The organism is Microcystis sp. LE19-41.2A (assembly GCF_027530405.1).
GTDB classification, from domain to species: Bacteria; Cyanobacteriota; Cyanobacteriia; order Cyanobacteriales; family Microcystaceae; genus Microcystis; species Microcystis aeruginosa.
In genome coordinates this window covers 1-16,983 of record NZ_JAPZQJ010000161.1, presented here as the reverse complement: position 1 = coordinate 16,983, position 16,983 = coordinate 1, and the positions used below count along the sequence as shown (strand labels likewise).

General features: G+C 43.1%; 14 protein-coding genes and 2 pseudogenes. 7 read left to right on the top strand and 9 right to left on the bottom strand.

Annotated elements, in window-relative coordinates; translation table 11 throughout:
* Window positions 1-255 precede the first annotated feature (255 nt).
* Together O9290_RS06965 and O9290_RS06960 are read right to left on the bottom strand one after the other, a co-directional pair.
* Complete coding sequence (locus O9290_RS06965; protein WP_002760679.1) at window positions 256-720, bottom strand: DNA phosphorothioation-associated protein 4; 465 nt, start codon at window positions 718-720, stop codon at window positions 256-258.
* Window positions 721-820: 100 nt separating this feature from the next.
* Entirely contained in the window at window positions 821-2,413 is a 1,593-nt protein-coding gene (locus tag O9290_RS06960; protein WP_288055169.1) for an ArnT family glycosyltransferase, read from the bottom strand.
* A 422-nt stretch (window positions 2,414-2,835) separates the two neighbouring features.
* Here O9290_RS06960 and O9290_RS06955 point away from each other — a divergent pair, with 422 nt between their 5' ends.
* The 4 genes from O9290_RS06955 (at window position 2,836) to O9290_RS06940 (ending at window position 4,510) form a co-directional block, all read left to right on the top strand.
* A complete protein-coding gene (locus O9290_RS06955) occupies window positions 2,836-3,141 on the top strand; it encodes a type II toxin-antitoxin system HigB family toxin (RefSeq protein ID WP_002782659.1) in 306 nt (101 codons plus the stop codon).
* Window positions 3,107-3,526 (top strand): helix-turn-helix domain-containing protein, encoded by a 420-nt coding sequence (locus O9290_RS06950; protein WP_288055171.1) that lies wholly within the window; start codon window positions 3,107-3,109, stop codon window positions 3,524-3,526. Before O9290_RS06955 ends, O9290_RS06950 begins: the two co-directional genes overlap by 35 nt.
* 299 nt (window positions 3,527-3,825) lie before the next feature.
* Entirely contained in the window at window positions 3,826-4,080 is a 255-nt protein-coding gene (locus O9290_RS06945) for a hypothetical protein (protein WP_002782656.1), read from the top strand.
* A gap of 10 nt (window positions 4,081-4,090) precedes the next feature.
* Complete coding sequence (locus O9290_RS06940; protein ID WP_004269015.1) at window positions 4,091-4,510, top strand: PIN domain-containing protein; 420 nt, start codon at window positions 4,091-4,093, stop codon at window positions 4,508-4,510.
* Between the two features lie 590 nt (window positions 4,511-5,100).
* Here O9290_RS06940 and O9290_RS06935 read toward each other — a convergent pair.
* Genes O9290_RS06935 through O9290_RS06925 form a run of 3 tightly spaced genes read right to left on the bottom strand, consistent with a single transcriptional unit; the run spans window position 5,101 to window position 9,609 of the window.
* The gene (locus O9290_RS06935; RefSeq protein ID WP_288055852.1) at window positions 5,101-7,713 is read right to left on the bottom strand and encodes a formylglycine-generating enzyme family protein; all 2,613 of its coding nucleotides are present in this window, start codon (window positions 7,711-7,713) and stop codon (window positions 5,101-5,103) included.
* Window positions 7,706-8,725: an AAA family ATPase gene (locus tag O9290_RS06930; RefSeq protein ID WP_288055853.1), complete on the bottom strand. Its 1,020-nt coding sequence runs from the start codon at window positions 8,723-8,725 to the stop codon at window positions 7,706-7,708. The genes O9290_RS06935 and O9290_RS06930 overlap by 8 nt, the downstream gene beginning before the upstream one ends.
* Before the next feature lie 8 nt (window positions 8,726-8,733).
* The gene (locus O9290_RS06925; protein WP_288055854.1) at window positions 8,734-9,609 is read right to left on the bottom strand and encodes a VMAP-C domain-containing protein; all 876 of its coding nucleotides are present in this window, start codon (window positions 9,607-9,609) and stop codon (window positions 8,734-8,736) included.
* A gap of 264 nt (window positions 9,610-9,873) precedes the next feature.
* Between O9290_RS06925 and O9290_RS06920 the strand changes: the two are divergent.
* Window positions 9,874-11,030 (top strand): annotated as a pseudogene (locus tag O9290_RS06920) (IS630-like element ISMae23 family transposase).
* Window positions 11,031-11,082: 52 nt separating this feature from the next.
* Here O9290_RS06920 and O9290_RS28125 read toward each other — a convergent pair.
* From O9290_RS28125 to psbU, 4 genes and pseudogenes are all read right to left on the bottom strand, one after another.
* Window positions 11,083-11,679 (bottom strand): annotated as a pseudogene (locus O9290_RS28125) (glycosyltransferase); the annotation flags it as partial.
* A complete protein-coding gene (locus O9290_RS06905; protein ID WP_002761164.1) occupies window positions 11,676-12,770 on the bottom strand; it encodes a HEAT repeat domain-containing protein in 1,095 nt (364 codons plus the stop codon). The pseudogene O9290_RS28125 and the gene O9290_RS06905, both read right to left, overlap by 4 nt.
* 213 nt (window positions 12,771-12,983) lie before the next feature.
* Window positions 12,984-14,651, bottom strand: a complete 1,668-nt coding sequence (nadB, locus tag O9290_RS06900) for an L-aspartate oxidase (protein WP_288059768.1) — start codon at window positions 14,649-14,651, stop codon at window positions 12,984-12,986.
* Between the two features lie 206 nt (window positions 14,652-14,857).
* The gene (psbU, locus tag O9290_RS06895) at window positions 14,858-15,265 is read right to left on the bottom strand and encodes a photosystem II complex extrinsic protein PsbU (protein WP_012266475.1); all 408 of its coding nucleotides are present in this window, start codon (window positions 15,263-15,265) and stop codon (window positions 14,858-14,860) included.
* 478 nt (window positions 15,266-15,743) lie between these two features.
* Here psbU and O9290_RS06890 point away from each other — a divergent pair, with 478 nt between their 5' ends.
* Window positions 15,744-16,379 carry a peroxiredoxin gene (locus O9290_RS06890; RefSeq protein WP_002761158.1) on the top strand — a complete coding sequence of 212 codons (636 nt, stop codon included), beginning with the start codon at window positions 15,744-15,746 and terminating at the stop codon, window positions 16,377-16,379.
* A gap of 492 nt (window positions 16,380-16,871) precedes the next feature.
* Window positions 16,872-16,983: helix-turn-helix domain-containing protein (locus O9290_RS06885; RefSeq protein WP_288054760.1), on the top strand; the 112-nt coding region annotated here is incomplete at its 3' end.

Genomic DNA, 16,983 nt, shown 5'->3' with positions numbered 1-16,983 from the left:
GGCAGGGTGTGGGGTGTGGGGTGTGGGGTGTGGGGTTTTACCGGTTTTGAGGGGGCCAATTACCTAATTTTCAGGGAAAAAGTCCAGGAATTTTCCCCCTGATCACTCCCATGCCCGGTACTTTTTGATTGACAAAAAGTCTAAAAGTCTTACCCAACAAGGTTTTTAGATTTATTCAGCAAACCCTAAGTAGGGTCTGCTGAAAAAGTTTATTGGTGGGGTTAGGAGTCAGGAGAGTTAGGGATAAGATTTCTACTACAAAAATCTGCCTAAATCGAATTCCGTTGTGGCAGTAATTTCTCGAAAACGTTCCTGACTGATAATTAACAATAATCTTTCAGTATAATCCACCGCACCGCGCAATTCTCGTTCTAATCTTGCTAAACCGGCGTTGGCATATTCCTCGAAAATTGTCACTCGCAAAGCTTCCGAATCTACCCCGTGGGGAGAAAGAATTTTCGTGTCTTGGAATTCATTGACTGCCAATAATTTGATTAGGGTATCGTAGCCACGAGAAATAAAAATTTCCAGGTTAATAGGTGAGGGTTCCTTCGCTACATTTTCTATCGCCACCCTCTCCTGATATTTTACCCCTAAAGCCGCCGCAAAAGCGATGACATCAGCATAGGTTTGAAAGGGTCCAATTCCCTGATTAAAATTAACTAAGGACTGGACAAATTCCCCTTTATCTCTAGCAATACGGACTCGATGAATGGACATATTTATCAAGCAAAAAGTAAAAAAGTTTACAAAATTCAGGAGATAGAAATCAGGAGTATTGATGAACTAATTGATCTATCCCCTATCCGCTATAACTGCTTTAAGGATAAGTTTTAATTAGTCCTTTAGCTTGGTAAACATGAAATTGTTCGATGGTGACACCACCGCGCTTGATCGGAATGACAGCTACTTTAGTTATATCTTGGAAATAGGGACGGTAGCGATCGATTATTTCCGGTCTTTCTAGAGAACTATTTGTAGTAATTAATAAACCATTTTTACCGATCCATTCTTGAGGATTAAACCAAATTTGATAACCCCTTTGATCGTTGTTAAAACAGGTGACGGGAATAGGAACTAGGGGATAAAGGGCCATATCTAGCCATGCGGTCACATAAAAATTATGGGTAAAAACGAAGCTAGAATCTTTTAAGAGTGCTAATAATTCCGGAGAATTAGCAAAGCCTTGGCGCAGTTGATCGATATCGACAATTTCCCGAGAAGGGTCCTGTTCTGGGGCAATAATTCCCCCAAAAATTGCGTATTGACTAGGTTTTTGGAAAGTGCCAAAAGTAACGTGAAGCATTGCTATAGATAAAATAGTAACGATAAAAATTCCTGACCCCCATAACCATCTTTTTACCCAGATTCGAGAAGATTGCTGCCAAGTATTGGCCTTTTCTCCTAATAAAATTGTGCCGGACCAGAACCCGGGTAAAATCCAACTAGGGGCGAGATAATGGGAAGCACCCACATAAAGCATTCCCAGGATTAAAGGCAGAGAAACCGAGAGAATTAACCATTTTTTTACTGATTCTTCTTCTCGATGAAAAAATCTTTTTTTCGAGATAAAGTTAGGAATTTGTTCGGCAAAGCTTTTAAATGTCACCCACCACATCGGCAGACCGAAAGGAGGAAACATCGTGGCGATACTAATGCCAACAACCGAGAGAATACCAAGAATATTAAAGGTTTTGGGTTCTCCAGAAAAACGGTCTTCTAAATGAAAGCGAAAGGAAATCCAATCATGGTTAATATTCCAGTAGATAATCGGCAATAAAGTTATCAAAAAGAGAATAAATCCTAATCCTAACCAGGGCGATCTAAATACAGGCCAATAGCGGGGAGTGGTCAGACAAAATAAAACTAAACCAAAGCCCAAAATAAAGCCGTGATATTTACTTAAAACCGCCAATCCTACGGCAAGTCCAATATAAGCGAGACGATAGCTAGGATGATAGTTTTTTTCCCGAATTGGCCAGAATTCTTGGGCAGCTAAATAGACTGTTAATGACCAAAAAAAGATTAAAGGACTATCTGGCTGCGAAAGAATCCCGAAGACGATCCCATAGATGGGGATGAGGGTGGCGATCGCTAAAGTCATTCTGGCGACCGGCAGACTGAACAATTTTAAAGCCGTCAGATACAGCAAGCAGAGGCTGCCAGTATAGAGCAGGAGAGTCCCGAAGCGAATGGTAAATTGATTGACTAATCCGGTGATCCAAGTCCCAAAACCCGTGGAAATCGCTACTATTGGCGGATGATCGAAATAACTCCAATCTAGATTATGGCTGTAAACGTAATAATAGGCTTCATCGTAACCGGGATAAAGCCCCAAGGCGATGATTATTCTAAACAGGAGTCCACCGATGAGCAGATAAACGGCCATGCGATCGCTAAGTATTTTCGTCAAAATTCTTACCTCATTTCATCGCTAAAACTGATGTTAGAGACGGGAGATTTTTGGGGTTGCCAGATTCGAGATTTGTGCATCTATGGCAAGGTTAGATTTAAGTGTGATCTTTAGTTACTATATCACCAACTCTGTCATCTCTTAGCCCTTGGCTATCAGCAAACTCTCCCGATTCGTTGCTGATTGGCGATCTGAAAGTAAGATTAAGGGAACGGGTAACGGTAAAATGATGTTAAGTAAGTGTTTGTAATTAGGGTTTGCTGAATAAATCTAAAAACTCTGTTGGATAATACCATTTTTCATAAGTAATGGCAGAAATGGTTAATCGCCCTCACCCCCCCTGCCCCCCCGACATCGGGTTGGTGGCGCAAATAAGGCTATGATAAACTAGAATACAATAGCTATTCTAAATCAATAAGAATATGCACATCATCAGCCGTACAAAACTGCGGCAATTTTCTGGAAAACACGCCGAGGCTGTTAATGCCATTAATACTTGGTATAAAATTGCTAGTAAAGCAGAGTGGAAAAACCTGGCTGAAGTTCAAGCTGTGTATTCTCAAGCAGAAGCTGTTGGTAATTTCACGGTCTTTAATATCAAAGGTAATCCCTATCGTCTAATTGTAGATAGCGTTTACAAAGACCAAGTAATTTACATCAAGTACATTTTGACTCACGCAGAGTATGACAAAGATGAGTGGAAAAATGACCCTTACTTTAAACCGTGATACCTACGGAAGGTTACTAGCCGAGTATCTACCAAAAGTGATAGAAAACGATGCAGAAAACGAACAGGCTATTAACCTAGCTGAGGCCTTATCTCATCGAGAAAATCGCAGTCTAGAAGAAACCACCTTGTTAAATTTACTCTTGACTTTAATCGAAAAATACGAACAAGATAATTATCCCCTTGAAGAATCAGAACCCGATTCAATACTCTGGGAACTCATGGAAGCTAACAACTTACAAAAAAAAGATTTATCAAATATACTAGGTTCAAAAACAATAGTTTCTGATATTCTTATTGGCCAACAAATAATAACAGAAAAACAAGCTGTAAAGTTAGGACAGTTTTTTCACGTTGACTCAAGTTTGTTTTTATCTACTCAGTAAATTTGGGCTATATTAGGTGATGGTTGGTTATAATATAAATATCTATATCTACACTGGAAGAAAATTAAACAAATGGCTAATCTTGAAGAAACTGTCTTAACAACTTTTCTTCAGCTTCCTCAAGAAAAAAAGCTTCTGCTGTAGCTGATGAAGTGAACTACTCTCAATTCCGTTGAGAGTAGTTCAAGAGTAACCTTTGAACGTCTCCAAGAAGCTGGCTTTTGGGTTGCACCCGGCCTACAGATTTTTCTGCTAAAATTATGTACACAACAGTACACAAGCGGGAAAAGCAATAGTCTATGCTAGAAAAAATCGGAATGGGAGAATTCCGGGATCATCTCGCCAAATATTTGAGTTCTACTACTCCCATCGCCGTCACTTGCCAGGGTCAGACGGTGGGTTATTTCTTACCGGCACGACCGGAGCCATCGGAAGCGGAGATCGACGGGTTAAAACGCGCCGCCGAGAGGTTGGATGCGCTTTTACGCGAACAGGGACTTTCTGAAGATGCGCTCGTTCGCGAATTCCGTCAACTCCGGGAAGGCGAGCGTTAGGCTTTCTGCTATGACGAAAAGAATCGTTCTGGATGCCAATATTCTCATCCGTGCCGTGTTGGGGAAAAAGGTACGGGAGATGATCGCTCGGTTCGCTCCCACGGTAGATTTTTTTACGACCGATCGCTGTTACGCCGACGCAAGACGATATTTACCGATTCTTTTCGAGAAACGCGACCTAGGGAGCGAGGACGCGATGGCAGTCTTGGAAGGTTTGACCGGTTGGGTGCGGATCGTGGATAACAGCCTGTACGCTTCTTACGAAGGGGAGGCTAGAAAACGCATCGCCGCGCGGGATGTGGACGATTGGCCAGTCGTGGCGCTGGCTTTATTGCTGGAATGCCCGATCTGGACGGAAGACGCGGATTTTTTCGGCACGGGGGTGGCAACCTGGACGAGCAATCGGGTTCACCTGTATTTCGGTGAGTGAACGACGGCGATCACAACAATATCCGATATTCTGGTGAATTCGTAAGAATCGAAGATATCCCGCCGTAGTCGGTGGGTATCGCCCTGGACTAGGTGCGCTTCCCAACTTTGCGAGCGTTGGATGAGTTTGGCTAGGGTTAATCTCAGACCGGCTAGATAGGGTTTGCTGAATAAATTTGAAATGTAGGCAAAGTAAAGGTTTTGGGGCTTTTCTCGCGAAACAGGTGCAAGATTTTGAGAGAATCGTCGTTCAAAACCTCGCGTCTTCATCGGCCCGCGTCCTGTAGGGGCGAAGCATTCGGGCAATAACCTATCGGTGAAACCGGAGATTTTCTATCCGAATGCTTCGCCCGTACTTTTTCAGCACAGAAAACGGGTTTCTCCGAGAAACCCGTTTTCTGCTCATGGACACCCCCCTTATCCCGGGGGGCAGGGGGGATCGACACCCCCCTTATCAAGGGGAGCAGGGGGGAGAACCCAAATAACCAGATTTAGTATAACTCCTAAACTAATGCGCTTGTACTATAGCTTGCCCAAAAAAATTCCAGAAAAGGGAATGAGGGAAAAAAAGGGAAAGAAAGAGAAAAAGGGTTACAGGGTCCTCCCAGCACCGCACACCACCCGAAAACCGTAGTCGAAGTAGTCGTTGCGGCGGCTGCTGTCGTAGCGGAAAGCGGAACGGCAGAGATTTGGATTGTCGTACCAAGAACTGCCCCGCAATGGAGAAGGATTATCATTCCCATTTTCCATCCAAGCACTGCCATCCGTCGGCGCACCATCATAGTTATCGTGCCAGGTATCGGCACACCATTCCCAAACGTTTCCGTGCATATCGTACAACCCAAAGGCGTTAGCTACCTGAAAATAGCCCACTGGGGTTGTTTTACGTCGATATCTTCCTGTGGGTTCATCGGCATAGGTTTCAGTACCTCGATAGTTAGCTAAATCTGCCGTTATCGTTTCCCCAAAGTGAAAGGCGGTTGTTGTCCCCGCTCTACAGGCATATTCCCATTCTGCCTCACTCGGTAGCCGATACTCCCGTTTTGTTTCCCTTGATAGTCGTTTACAGACTTCCGTTGCTTCATACCAGTTGACTCTTTCTACGGGTAGCTCATCCCCTTTAAAGTGAGAAGGGTTTGTCTCTAGGTCGATGTCTATTTTAGCGGTTGCGGCGATAGCTTGCCACTGAGCTTGGGTGATAGGATAACGTCCCATGTAGAAAGAGGAAACGGTTACTGGGTGTGGGGGTTTTTCTCGTCTAAATCCATCCCAACCAAATTTTTTCACCAGTCTTGCAATTTCCTCGTCTTCGGTTCCCATCATAAATGTGCCGCCGGGGATTTCCATCAATTCCAATTCGACTCCCTCGGCTAGTTTTTCGACAATGCCTTCTGCTTGCCTTTTTTCCTTTTTGATTACCCATTTTTCTGGTTCAAAACGACTTTGAGACTGACGTTCTATGGTTGCTAGGGTAAATTCAAAGGTACGGGTTTTTAAGGGAGGTGGCGAGGATTGAGGGATTGGAAGGGGATTGGAGATATTAACGGCGATTTCTTCGGCGAATTCTGCGTATTCTCCCCCCAGATTGCGTAAGACTTCGATGCTGACTTGAGCGAAGGGAAGAATTTTTTCTCTTTGTTCTGGGGGATAGGTGGGTAATAGGGTTAATAAAGCGGCAAAACTGCGGATAGGACTTTTAATTTCCCCAGCAATATATTGGGAAATAGCATCGAGTACCTTGATAGTTTGTCGCCTACCGATAGCATCATTTAAGACTTGACGTACCCCGGGTAAAAAGTCATAGACTCGATACTGTCCTTCTTCATTTTCTACAATCGGTTTTAATAAACCTCCCATATAAAATTCTGCCACATGAACGGGACGCACTTCGTTTAAAAGAGTTTTACGAATAAGATTGACCACCTGCATACTTACCGGGGCAGCTGCCATCATTTTTGCTAGTTTTTTGGCCGGTTCTGACGCGGTGGCAAAAAATCGCTCGACCATTGCCTCGGCTTTATTTTTGATGCTGTTTTTATCTTCGCTGTCTTGCTTATTTTCCTCTCTGGACATAGGGGGAATTTCAATAATTTGTTGTTTAATAAATTCTAAATCAAATAAAAAAGCAGAAATCTGAGCATTACCTGACCCGGCGACAACTTTTGCCCATTGTTTGAGGACTTCTATTTCTAACGTGATTACGGGAATAAGAAGGGTATTTTGCCAGTTAATCGGTAGCCATTGGGGATAATTTTTTAAGATTAATTTCGGATTGGGAACCCCGGCAGTTAAAGCAGTGGTGAAGAGTTTACGTCCTCGTCCTAGTTGGGTACTATTCCATAATCTTTCGGGGAAAAGTTGCAGAATAGCGGTGGGTTGTTTTTCTGACCAATCTTTTAACCAAGGATGAATTAAGGCTTTTTGCCAGAGAGGAGAAACACAATCACTTACTAGCAAAACTAATCCCCGTCCCCTGGGATGAATAAGTTCTTTATGGGGGTGATAACGTTGTCCCGCTTTACCTTTTTTTCTGCGTCTTACTAACTGTAATTCTTGATTATTTGAGGTTGATAGTTGCCAAACTCTGACGGTTTTAAATGCTCCTTGATTTTCTAAGAGATTTTGTAACTCATTAATTAATTCTCGCCAAATGAAAGAGGATCTAGATTCTTCTACTACTAATTCGAGGGTTAACCAGCGTTCCGGTTGGGGTTTAGTCACGGGTAGCCAAATATCCCTTTCTGCAATAAAAGAAGCGGTTGCTTCTTCATCTAAAATCGTTTTAGTCCCTGAGGGAACTTTTCCCATGAAAGGACGCAAAGCGCGACTAATCGGGAGTGCTGTCTGTAGTGCCGGAGCAGCAGGAACTTGAAAAGGAAAGCCTTGGATTGGGGTGGGTTTTTCTATTTCTTTGGGGAGAGATTCTTCGGTAATAACATCGACATTTGGCTGGGATTTTGATAGGTTATCTTCTGGAATATTCTCTAAATTTTCCTCTATTTGATTAGAATTTGATGAATCTATTGGCTGTTTATTTTCTGGAAATATTGGCGGTGATTGCAAGTCTTCAACACCCATTTGTAAGGCCAACCAGATACTATCAGCTACATCTTCATCACTGAGTTGTAACCGTTCTAGTAGTCCTGTTTGCTCTAGATAATCTAATAGTTTTTTAATTGATGAATTGGATGGGGATTCACTCATCTTCTACCCTCCCCAAATCTTTCAAAAGTTGATTAATCAGGTCATCTGTAGTTGATATAGCTCCTTTTTTGACCATAAAAATAGCATTAAGTAATTGATCCGTGGCTAGGGTTTGTGAACTGCGCTTTTGAATGAAGTTATCAATCAGTTTGTCGATGTCTGGATTATTAGCAATTGTTTCTTCTAAATGGGCCTCAATTATTTTAATTAAGTCGGGTTTTTCCGGCTCTTTCATGGTTAAACGGAGACAACGACGCAAAAAAGGTGGGGGAAAGTCTCGTTCTCCATTGCTAGTTAAAATCACAAAAGGAAAAGCCTTACAGATAACTAAACCATCATTTATAGGTGTTTTTATATCTTTCTGGGTAATGTCGGTTGTATCGGTATAAGCAGTTCGTACTTCAAAGCTTGGGACTTCTTCTTTTAGCCTAACTAATTCGGGGATTTCAAAGCGTCCTTCTTCAAATAAGGTGAGTAAATCATTGGGTAAATCGATATCACTCTTATCAATTTCATCAATTAACAGTATTCTTGGCTTTTCTGACTCTAATAGTGCGGTTCCCAACGGTCCAAGGGTAATATATTTTTCAATCTGTTTTAATTGGTCTTTTCGTTCTTCTGGGGTTAATTCTTTTTGCTCTCGTTCCAGTAATTTAACTTCCTGTAACCGACCGATCGCATCATAGTTATAAAGTCCATCTTTTAGGGTAGTATGAGTGGTAATCGGCCAGTATAATACTTCTCCTAATTTTAATTCCTGGGCGACTTTATAGGCAAGAGATGACTTTCCTGTCCCTGGTTTGCCGGTTACTAATAAAGGTCGCCGTAAATACAAGGCTGCATTGACCATTTTAATTTCTTCTTCGCGCACTAGAAAGGTTTCTCCCCGATGCTTACGACGACTTTCTCCCGGTTGCTTTTCTTTGCCAAAAGGTCGCCAGCTGGGGGGTTCTGGTAATTCCCAATCGTCTGTGGGTTTTTGATTTCCTGTAAATTTTTTCCAGTCTGTCATAGTTCAATTTATGGCATCAAAAGTGGATAGTTGGGGGGAACAAGCTGGTAGTCATCCCAAAGTAATGATAGATGATTCCCAATATGATTATCTTCTAACCAAGCGGCGGAACGTCTATTTTTAATTATTTCTGGTAATTTCTCTAGTGGACATTGACAGATAGGGTCTAATTTTTCCTGACAGTTAAGTTCTGGGTTAGCATCCGGTCGTATCCACAGAGATAAAGGTATTCCAGTTTCGTATAAAATGGCTAGAATATTTTTTAACTCTAAGGAGTTTTCTTGACTGAGATTAGTTAACCTTGAACCGATAACATTGTTAAATTTATGATATTTGAGTATTTTATTCGGATGGTCATTATTTGCCAGAGGTTTTTTAAAAATAACTGTTTGCTGATTGTTTGATTCGATCAGTTTTTGGATTTCTTCCTCACACTTTAAGATTTGGGTCAGATTTTGCTGCTGTATATTCCGAAAAAGTTGGCATTTTTTGATCCATAAATAGCTTTGTTGATTGTTGATATTTTCGGCTGTTATTCGTTCTGAAAATCTCATGATTATCTCATGATCGACTCCCCAATGATGAGGATCGCAGCCTGTAGCTGTTGCCACTTCATCAATTGAAAATAAATCAATCGGTTTAATCTCTTTTTCAATAAATCTATAGGGAAGAAAAAATTGAACTTTTTCTAGGGAAGATTGACAGATATGTTCTGATTCTCGTTTAAATTTTTTTAGGTGATTAATCAATTCATTTTCTTGGAGATGATTGCCCAGACTTATTCCTTCATTGGGGGTTAAAGATTGATATTCTCCACGTTTTTGAGGTTCTTTTTCTGTGGGATGATAATTGTTGATATCTTTAACAATCCAAGCTCTCAGCATTAAAGATTTGTTTTCTTCTGTAAGGGTAACAAATAAGCAGGGATTTTTGTCTGTTGATTTTTGAGCAATATTTAGTGATCGATGCTTAAGATTATTTTCTAAAGTATTGATTAAAACTTCCCATTTTGTTTGATATTTTTTTAGCCATTCTGTAAAGTTATCTTTTAATAAATTCGCCAGAGCATCTCTTGAGTTTAACTGAATAAGCTAAAACGCACTTAAACCACCTAAAATAGAAATAGTAACTTGAGAAAAATCCTACTTATGCCAGCCAAAGATTTCCTAGACTTAGAAGAAAAGAAAAACTTACAAAAAGCTCTTAAAGAAGAAGAAAGAGCAGAGGTTAGGGAAAGAATTTTAATGTTTCTCTTGCTAAACGACGGAAAAACTCAACGAGAAATAGCTGACTTTATTGGCTGTTCACTCAAAACGGTCGCCCCTTGGTGTGTTCACGGCGATCCTAACAATTTAGAAAGTCTAGAAGATGGGAGAAAAAATGGAAATCATAAAAAAGCCACAGAGGAATATATTAATTTACTATTAAAAATAGTTGATGAAGACCCGAAGGAATTTGGATAGGAATTCGGGAGATGGACAGCGGCAAGATTAGCAGAGCATCTAGAAAAGGAAACAGGAATTAAACTGAGTGGCTCGCAAGTGAGAAGAATATTGAGAAGAAAAAAGTATGTGTATATCTGGGCGAAATATAGTCTAGAAGATAAGCAAGATAAGAAATTAAGAAAAGCATTTAAAGAAAAATTAGATGAATATTTAAAGTTAGCGAAAGAAAAGCCAGAGTCAATCCAGGTATGGTTTTGGGACGGGGCTTTCAAGGTGGCGACGCAGGTTCGCCACACAGCCCCTCATGAGTGTGGATTTAGTTTGAGAGTAATAAGAAGGAGAGCTTGGACAAAAAAAGGAAAGCGAAAAAAGTGAATGGACAAAGAAAAAGAGGAAGGGTGAATGTGATGGGAGCCTTAAGATATAATGATAAAAAAAGAGTCTGTTTTATGATCAAAAAAGGAAATTCAGAGACTTTCCATGAACAATTAAAGAAACTTCATGAAGAGATTCGTCAAGAATGGATAAACTTGGGAAATTTGCCCGAAGATTTTCGAGAAAAAAGACCGAAAATTATCATCATATTAGACAATGCTAGTTATCACAAAAAGAAAGATGTTATTGAGCAGGTGGAAAAAGAGTTGCCCAATATTAGGCTAGAGTTTTTACCAGCTTATAGTCCAGATTACAACCTAATAGAATTAGTGTGGCATTCCGCTAAAGAGTACATAGCTAATCGAGAATTTGAAAATAAAGAAGAACTGGAAAAAGTAGTCAATCAGCTTTTAAATGAAGGGGGATTGATTATTAAATGGAGTAGAAAACTGAAAAATAAGGGTAATGCTGTCAATGTAACTTAAATGCGTAAAAGCTTACGCCCAACTGTTGACAAGCGGCGATCGCATCTTCTCAAGCTTTTTCCGGGGCAATCCGTCCCACCCAGGCTAGACAGGGGGAAGGAGCGGCCCGAAACTGATACAAAGATACGTCTAAACCATTAGCCAAACAGCGATAGGGGGGAGATATTGAGAAAGTTTCTGCTTGGGCGACGGTGTGAAAAGCGAGTAAATGGGGAAAACTGCGGTAGGTTTTTTGAATAATATGATCCATCGCCAAAGAAACGGAAGCCATGCTGACTAAATGGGCGACGGGAGTGGCAAAAAAAGGAGTGAGATAAAAAGGCAGCCAATCCTAGGCAAAATTAACAATTAAATCGTACTGATGTTGTACTTGTTGAGCGTAGTGCCACATATTGGCCAAAACGGCATTTTCGGGCATGAAAATCGGGGCTTGCCGGCCTTGACTTTGGGCGGAAATCTGGGCATTTCCTGCTATAGTGATTAAGGGAATATCATGCAATTGCGAGGCTTCTGGAGCCACTACCCGCACCGCATACCCTTGCTTATTCAGAGTGCGAGCGAGATTATAAAGAGTTAATTCTAGGCCACCGCCGTCCCCCGATCCCAAAAATCCCACGGGGGTGGAGAGAAATAACAGTTTTCCACTCAATTTTGCACCTCAGTGGATGTGGTTTCAGTGAAGGAAGTATCCTGTACGTCATCATCTTCCGGTTCACCAGTGGTTTCCAGGGGAGCAATATCTAAGCGGGGCGGTAATTGCAGATTTAACTGTCTGATTGCCCAGCGTGCTGTTTCTTGCACTTCCTCATCGGAATCATCGAGGGCATGACAAATTAATTGACTGATCTGAGACATGATATCGTAGAGTCTGGTTAAATCCCGGATAGCATTTTTCCGCACTTGGGGATTTTTATCCTGGAGAGAGATAGCCAAAGCTTGGTTCATCGGTCGCAGGGAGCGGGTACAGATTTGAGCGAGAGCTTCTAGGGTTAAACTGCGTTCGTAGGAATCCCCATCCACCATACTATCGACTAAAGGCTGCATTGCCCTAGAATCGGACATCTGTGCCAGCTTCCAAACCGCCCGTCTACGGGTACGGGGATCGTTATCACGAAGACTTTCAATTAAACGCAGGATTAAATCTACGTTCGGGATGCGGGAGGTAGCTTGTACGGGCAAAGAAGGCTCGAAATCCTCGTCACCACTGCCATTAATGTCACTGCCCGTTTTGGGGTCCGCGTCGAAGGAATTGCCATTGCCCCTAGAAAAGTTGTTGAGTGGGTTTTTAGGATTGACGTAAGTTGTCTTTTTGCGCCGTTTTGAGGCTTTGCCCTTGGGACGATATTGGAAGAAAAGCGATAGTAAAACTCCCAATAAAGCGATGGATAACAAGGCCGAGCCAGCAATTAACGGTATTGGTGAAGTCTCGTTTTTGGCGGCTGCGTTGGCGGCCGTGGCGGTTTGACCTAGATACTTCTGGATATTAGCGATCGCATTTTGAGCAAATGTATCGTTCGGACGTTGTGCCAGAGCTTGTTGAAATTTTCCTAGGGCGAGTTGGTAATTTCTTTGGGCTGTAGCTTCGTAACCAGCTTTCATCAACTGATCGTAAGTGGCGACAGTCTGGGGTTGCTCTAACCTAGGGGGAGTTTGAGCGTTAGCCTTGGGTAAAGCCTGAAAATGATGACCCCAACTGCTCACACCGATAGCTAACAAAAATAGGAAATTGGGTTTGATCATAGAATTAATGCAACTGTTTAGGGGGGGGAGGGTAAAAGTATGATAGCCTAAAAGCCGTAAATGAAAAGCACTTAACTCCAGAGATAGGTCATGGACTACGGTGGTGATTGGGAAAGGCCTCCGGTGAGCGTGGGGCGAATAGTAAGGCTCCTAGTAGCGAGGATAGAGTCCACTGTTTAGAGCTTAGGGATTATCTCTGAAAAACTGGCTTAATTAAGCTTGCACAGGCGTTTTACGCCACGTTCGACCTTGAATAGTCGTGTGGAATTGCCAATTAGCTACGGTTTCTGGATAATCGCCCCGATAGTGACCGCCTCGGCTTTCTGCTCGCAATAAGGCACTTTCCAGAATTAAGTCAGCGATATCTAGAAGATTTAATGTCTCGATCGCTATTCTTATTTCTAACTGCACCGAGGGACACAAAAATAATTGTCCTTTGTCGGGGAGAAGATTCTGGAGAAATTGGCCCATCTTTAAGGATTCTAACTGTTGTTTCCACTGTTGCACCCGTAGGATAGCAGTTTCTAACTCATTTTGAAATCGGCAAATTCCCGCATTTTCCCACATTAAAATCGGTAATTCTCTGCGTACTTTTTGCCAGTATTCCTGTTCTTCCTGCCAATTTTCTGCGATTTCTAGGGGTTTTTCTGGTCTTTCCCCCACCAAGTTTTCTGGCTCTAGACCTATTTCAACTAAACTTGCCGCAAAGACAATACATTCCAAAAGAGAATTACTGGCTAAACGATTAGCACCGTGAACACCCGTACTGGCCGCCTCGCCGATCGCATACAAACCGGGTAGAGAAGTGCGGGCGTTTAAATCGGTAGCCACTCCTCCCATCCAATAGTGAGCGGCGGGGGCAACGGGAATCACATCTTCAAACACATTAATGCCCCATTTTTGACAGATGCGGATAATATTGGGGAAACGATAACGCAGACGATCCGGTTCGATCGGTCTTAAATCTAGATATACTTTGGCATGGGCGGGATCGTCGGAGGTTTTCTGCAAATGGCTAAAAATCGCCCGACTCACCACATCCCGGGGGGCCAATTCTCCGGCCGGATGGTAATCGAAGGCAAAACGCCGCCCCCGGTCATCAATTAAATGCGCTCCTTCGCCGCGCACCGCTTCACTAATTAAAAACCGCGGCGCCCCCGGCACAGTCAAAGCGGTGGGGTGAAACTGAAAAAATTCCAGGTCGCGAATCACTGCCCCGGCACGCCAAGCCAGGGCGACTCCATCCCCCGTGCTAACGGCGGGATTAGTGGTTTGGGCATAGACTTGACCGCCGCCTCCCGTAGCCAGAATGACTGCTTGCGCTCGCAGCCAACAGAGATGATCTTGATGGAGTAAACAAATACCTTGACAGCGTTGCCCTTCCGGGTCAAGCCAGAGTTTCAGGGCGATCGCTTGGGGAATAATGGTAATATTGGGGCGTTCGACCACTTTTTCCATCAGGGTACTGACGATCGCTCTCCCCGTGCGATCAGCCGCGTGCAGCACCCGGGCCTGGGAATGGGCAGCCTCAAGAGTGCGGGCTAAGTCGTCTCCGGAGCGATCAAAACTAACCCCCAACCGCAGCAAATCAGCGATCGCTTGAGGGGCCTTCTCGACTAAAAACTGTACGGCATAGCGATCGCATAAGCCCGCTCCGGCTTTTAGGGTATCTTCTAAATGGAAAACGGGGGAATCTGCCGGGGAGGTGGCTGCCGCAATTCCTCCCTGCGCCCAATCACTAGCCCCAGTTTTTAAATCTTCTTTGGTAATTAAACCCACCTTTAAGTTAGGGGGTAAACACAGTGCGGCATACAATCCCGCCGCTCCCGATCCCACCACTAAAACATCTTGATAACTCGGCAGTTGCGAGGAAACGACCATGTAGGAGTTAATTGATAAATTCTATTTATTCTAGCATTTCATTTCTCTATAGTTCTGGCAAAAATCGCCAGTTTTTAGCTTGGGGCAGTATGCCAGATTCTTTCTTTTGCCTCTTGCCTTTTGCCTCTTGCCTTCAGACGCTAATCACTGAAAAAGGTGAGCGATCGCCCACCTAGAAATTTTTTTAAAACCGTAATTAACTGGATTTAGTAAACTCCGGGGTTAAAACGGTCATCACCCTCGATAAATTCTTTAGAAGGCTCAGTAACGGTGAATTTCTCTAGATTAGCCTGTAAACGCTCTTTTTGAGTGTCCGAGAGTCCGGGTATATTGAGGACATCTTCCACTTCTTCGTAGGGGGCGTTTTTGATGATTTTACCAGCTAAATTGGGATAGAACCCTCTCAAGTCCCGGAAATCGCGAATATCACTGTTATTAAGGTCGATTTTCGCCCCAAATTCTGTAGTTAGTTTGGCATCGGCCGCATTTAAGACCGCCACAGGAAGAGAAGGAAGGGCGATCGAGGTGAGATTGAGAGCTTGAGCGGGAACTTTGCCCCAAAAACTCCCGATAATCAAGGCAATTACCGCCAGCAGACGAACAAGATTCTTCATTGCAGTTGTGGTCTCCTAAAACCAAGGCAAATTAACGATCAGGACAAGAAATGAAGCCGTCAGCCTTCCGACTAGGCATAGGGTGGGTAGTTGGGATTTGCCACCGCAGCCTAGCTATTAGCTGAACGCTGATAGCTAGTTAAAAAAGTTATATCATGCCATTAGACCAGATCATAACCTAGTTTGCCCCCCTAGGGGAAGGGTTTTGCGGTTTTGGGGTTTGATCACAAAAAACAAGTTGGTTAGGACAATCTAAATCGCTAAAACCCTTTTCTGGCAAGGATTTTCCTGATGCCATCTGGCTGCTGCTACAGTTGAATTTCCCTATCTCCCTATCTCCCCACTCCCCCCATTTCCTCATTCCCCTATCCCCTAACCCAATTATTATAAATCCCTAAAATTATCAATGACGAACAGCACTCCTATGGCATCATAGACTGTTGCTTGTCTTGAAATACATAATAAGGAAGACACAATTATGGCTCTCCAATTGGGTGATATCGTTCCAGATTTTACACAAGATTCTAGTGAAGGTCCGATTTCTTTTCACCAGTGGGTAGGAGATAGCTGGGTGGTGCTGTTCTCCCACCCGGCTGATTATACCCCCGTTTGTACCACGGAATTAGGTACGGTGGCTAGTCTTAAGTCAGAATTTGAGCGACGTAATGTGAAAGTGATCGCTTTGAGTGTGGATAGTGCCGAATCCCATCGGGGTTGGATTAATGACATCAACGAAACTCAAAACACTACCGTTAACTATCCGATTATCGCCGATGGCGATCGCAAAGTGTCGGATCTCTACGGCATGATTCACCCCAATTCCCTCAATAATCTGACGGTACGTTCGGTGTTTATTATCGATCCCAACAAAAAATTACGTTTAACCATTACCTATCCTGCCAGCACGGGACGCAATTTTAACGAGATCCTGCGGGTGATTGACTCCCTGCAGCTCACCGATAACTATCAAGTGGCTACCCCCGCTAACTGGACCGACGGCGGCGATTGTGTGGTGGTTCCCTCTATTCCCACTGAAGAAGCTCGTAGCAAATTCCCCAAAGGAGTTGAAGAAATCAAACCCTATCTACGCATGACTCCCCAACCTAATAAGTAGGGTTTGCGGCAAAAAGTTTTTCCTGGTGGCAGGGTGTGGCCCCCCAACCCCCCCGACATCGGGGGGGCAGGTAGGGTGTAGGGTTTTACCAGTTTTGAGGTGGCCAATTACCTAATTTTCAGAGAAAAAGTGCCTAAATTTCCCCCGATCACTCCCATATCCAGTACTTTTTGATTGACAAAAGGTCTAAAAGTCTTACCCAACAAGGTTTTTAGCTTTATTCAGCCAGCCCTAATTAGTGACCGGTAATCGGTGAACCATATCCTGGAAAACTGGCAATCCGAAAACCATAAAGTCGTCAGGGAGGGTTAGCCATCCGTTTTAACGGATGCTAGCCCTGGCAACAGGGGATTTATCCCCCTACATCATTTATTGGTTTGATTGTCAATATATTTTTTCATCGAAAATTTGGGTCTGAAACCCCGTCGTTCTACGACGGCTTTACTGTTAAATATGAGCATCGTTTACGAAATATATGCTAAAATGTGAGACATGGAAAAAGCCTACTCGTTTCGATTTTACCCAACACCCGAACAAGAGTCGCTATTGCGGCGCACATTGGGCTGTGTAAGATTAGTTTACAACAAAGCTCTCCATCTCAGAA

What these genes read in the sequence shown, in the direction of transcription:
- O9290_RS06965 (WP_002760679.1), bottom strand. Translation starts at nt 720, where the DNA reads ATGTCCATTCATCGAGTCCGTATTGCTAGAGATAAAGGGGAATTTGTC.
- O9290_RS06955 (WP_002782659.1), top strand. Translation starts at nt 2,836, where the DNA reads ATGCACATCATCAGCCGTACAAAACTGCGGCAATTTTCTGGAAAACAC.
- O9290_RS06950 (WP_288055171.1), top strand. Translation starts at nt 3,107, where the DNA reads ATGAGTGGAAAAATGACCCTTACTTTAAACCGTGATACCTACGGAAGG.
- O9290_RS06945 (WP_002782656.1), top strand. Translation starts at nt 3,826, where the DNA reads ATGCTAGAAAAAATCGGAATGGGAGAATTCCGGGATCATCTCGCCAAA.
- O9290_RS06940 (WP_004269015.1), top strand. Translation starts at nt 4,091, where the DNA reads ATGACGAAAAGAATCGTTCTGGATGCCAATATTCTCATCCGTGCCGTG.
- O9290_RS06935 (WP_288055852.1), bottom strand. Translation starts at nt 7,713, where the DNA reads ATGAGTGAATCCCCATCCAATTCATCAATTAAAAAACTATTAGATTAT.
- O9290_RS06930 (WP_288055853.1), bottom strand. Translation starts at nt 8,725, where the DNA reads ATGACAGACTGGAAAAAATTTACAGGAAATCAAAAACCCACAGACGAT.
- O9290_RS06925 (WP_288055854.1), bottom strand. Translation starts at nt 9,609, where the DNA reads ATGCTGAGAGCTTGGATTGTTAAAGATATCAACAATTATCATCCCACA.
- O9290_RS06905 (WP_002761164.1), bottom strand. Translation starts at nt 12,770, where the DNA reads ATGATCAAACCCAATTTCCTATTTTTGTTAGCTATCGGTGTGAGCAGT.
- nadB (WP_288059768.1), bottom strand. Translation starts at nt 14,651, where the DNA reads ATGGTCGTTTCCTCGCAACTGCCGAGTTATCAAGATGTTTTAGTGGTG.
- psbU (WP_012266475.1), bottom strand. Translation starts at nt 15,265, where the DNA reads ATGAAGAATCTTGTTCGTCTGCTGGCGGTAATTGCCTTGATTATCGGG.
- O9290_RS06890 (WP_002761158.1), top strand. Translation starts at nt 15,744, where the DNA reads ATGGCTCTCCAATTGGGTGATATCGTTCCAGATTTTACACAAGATTCT.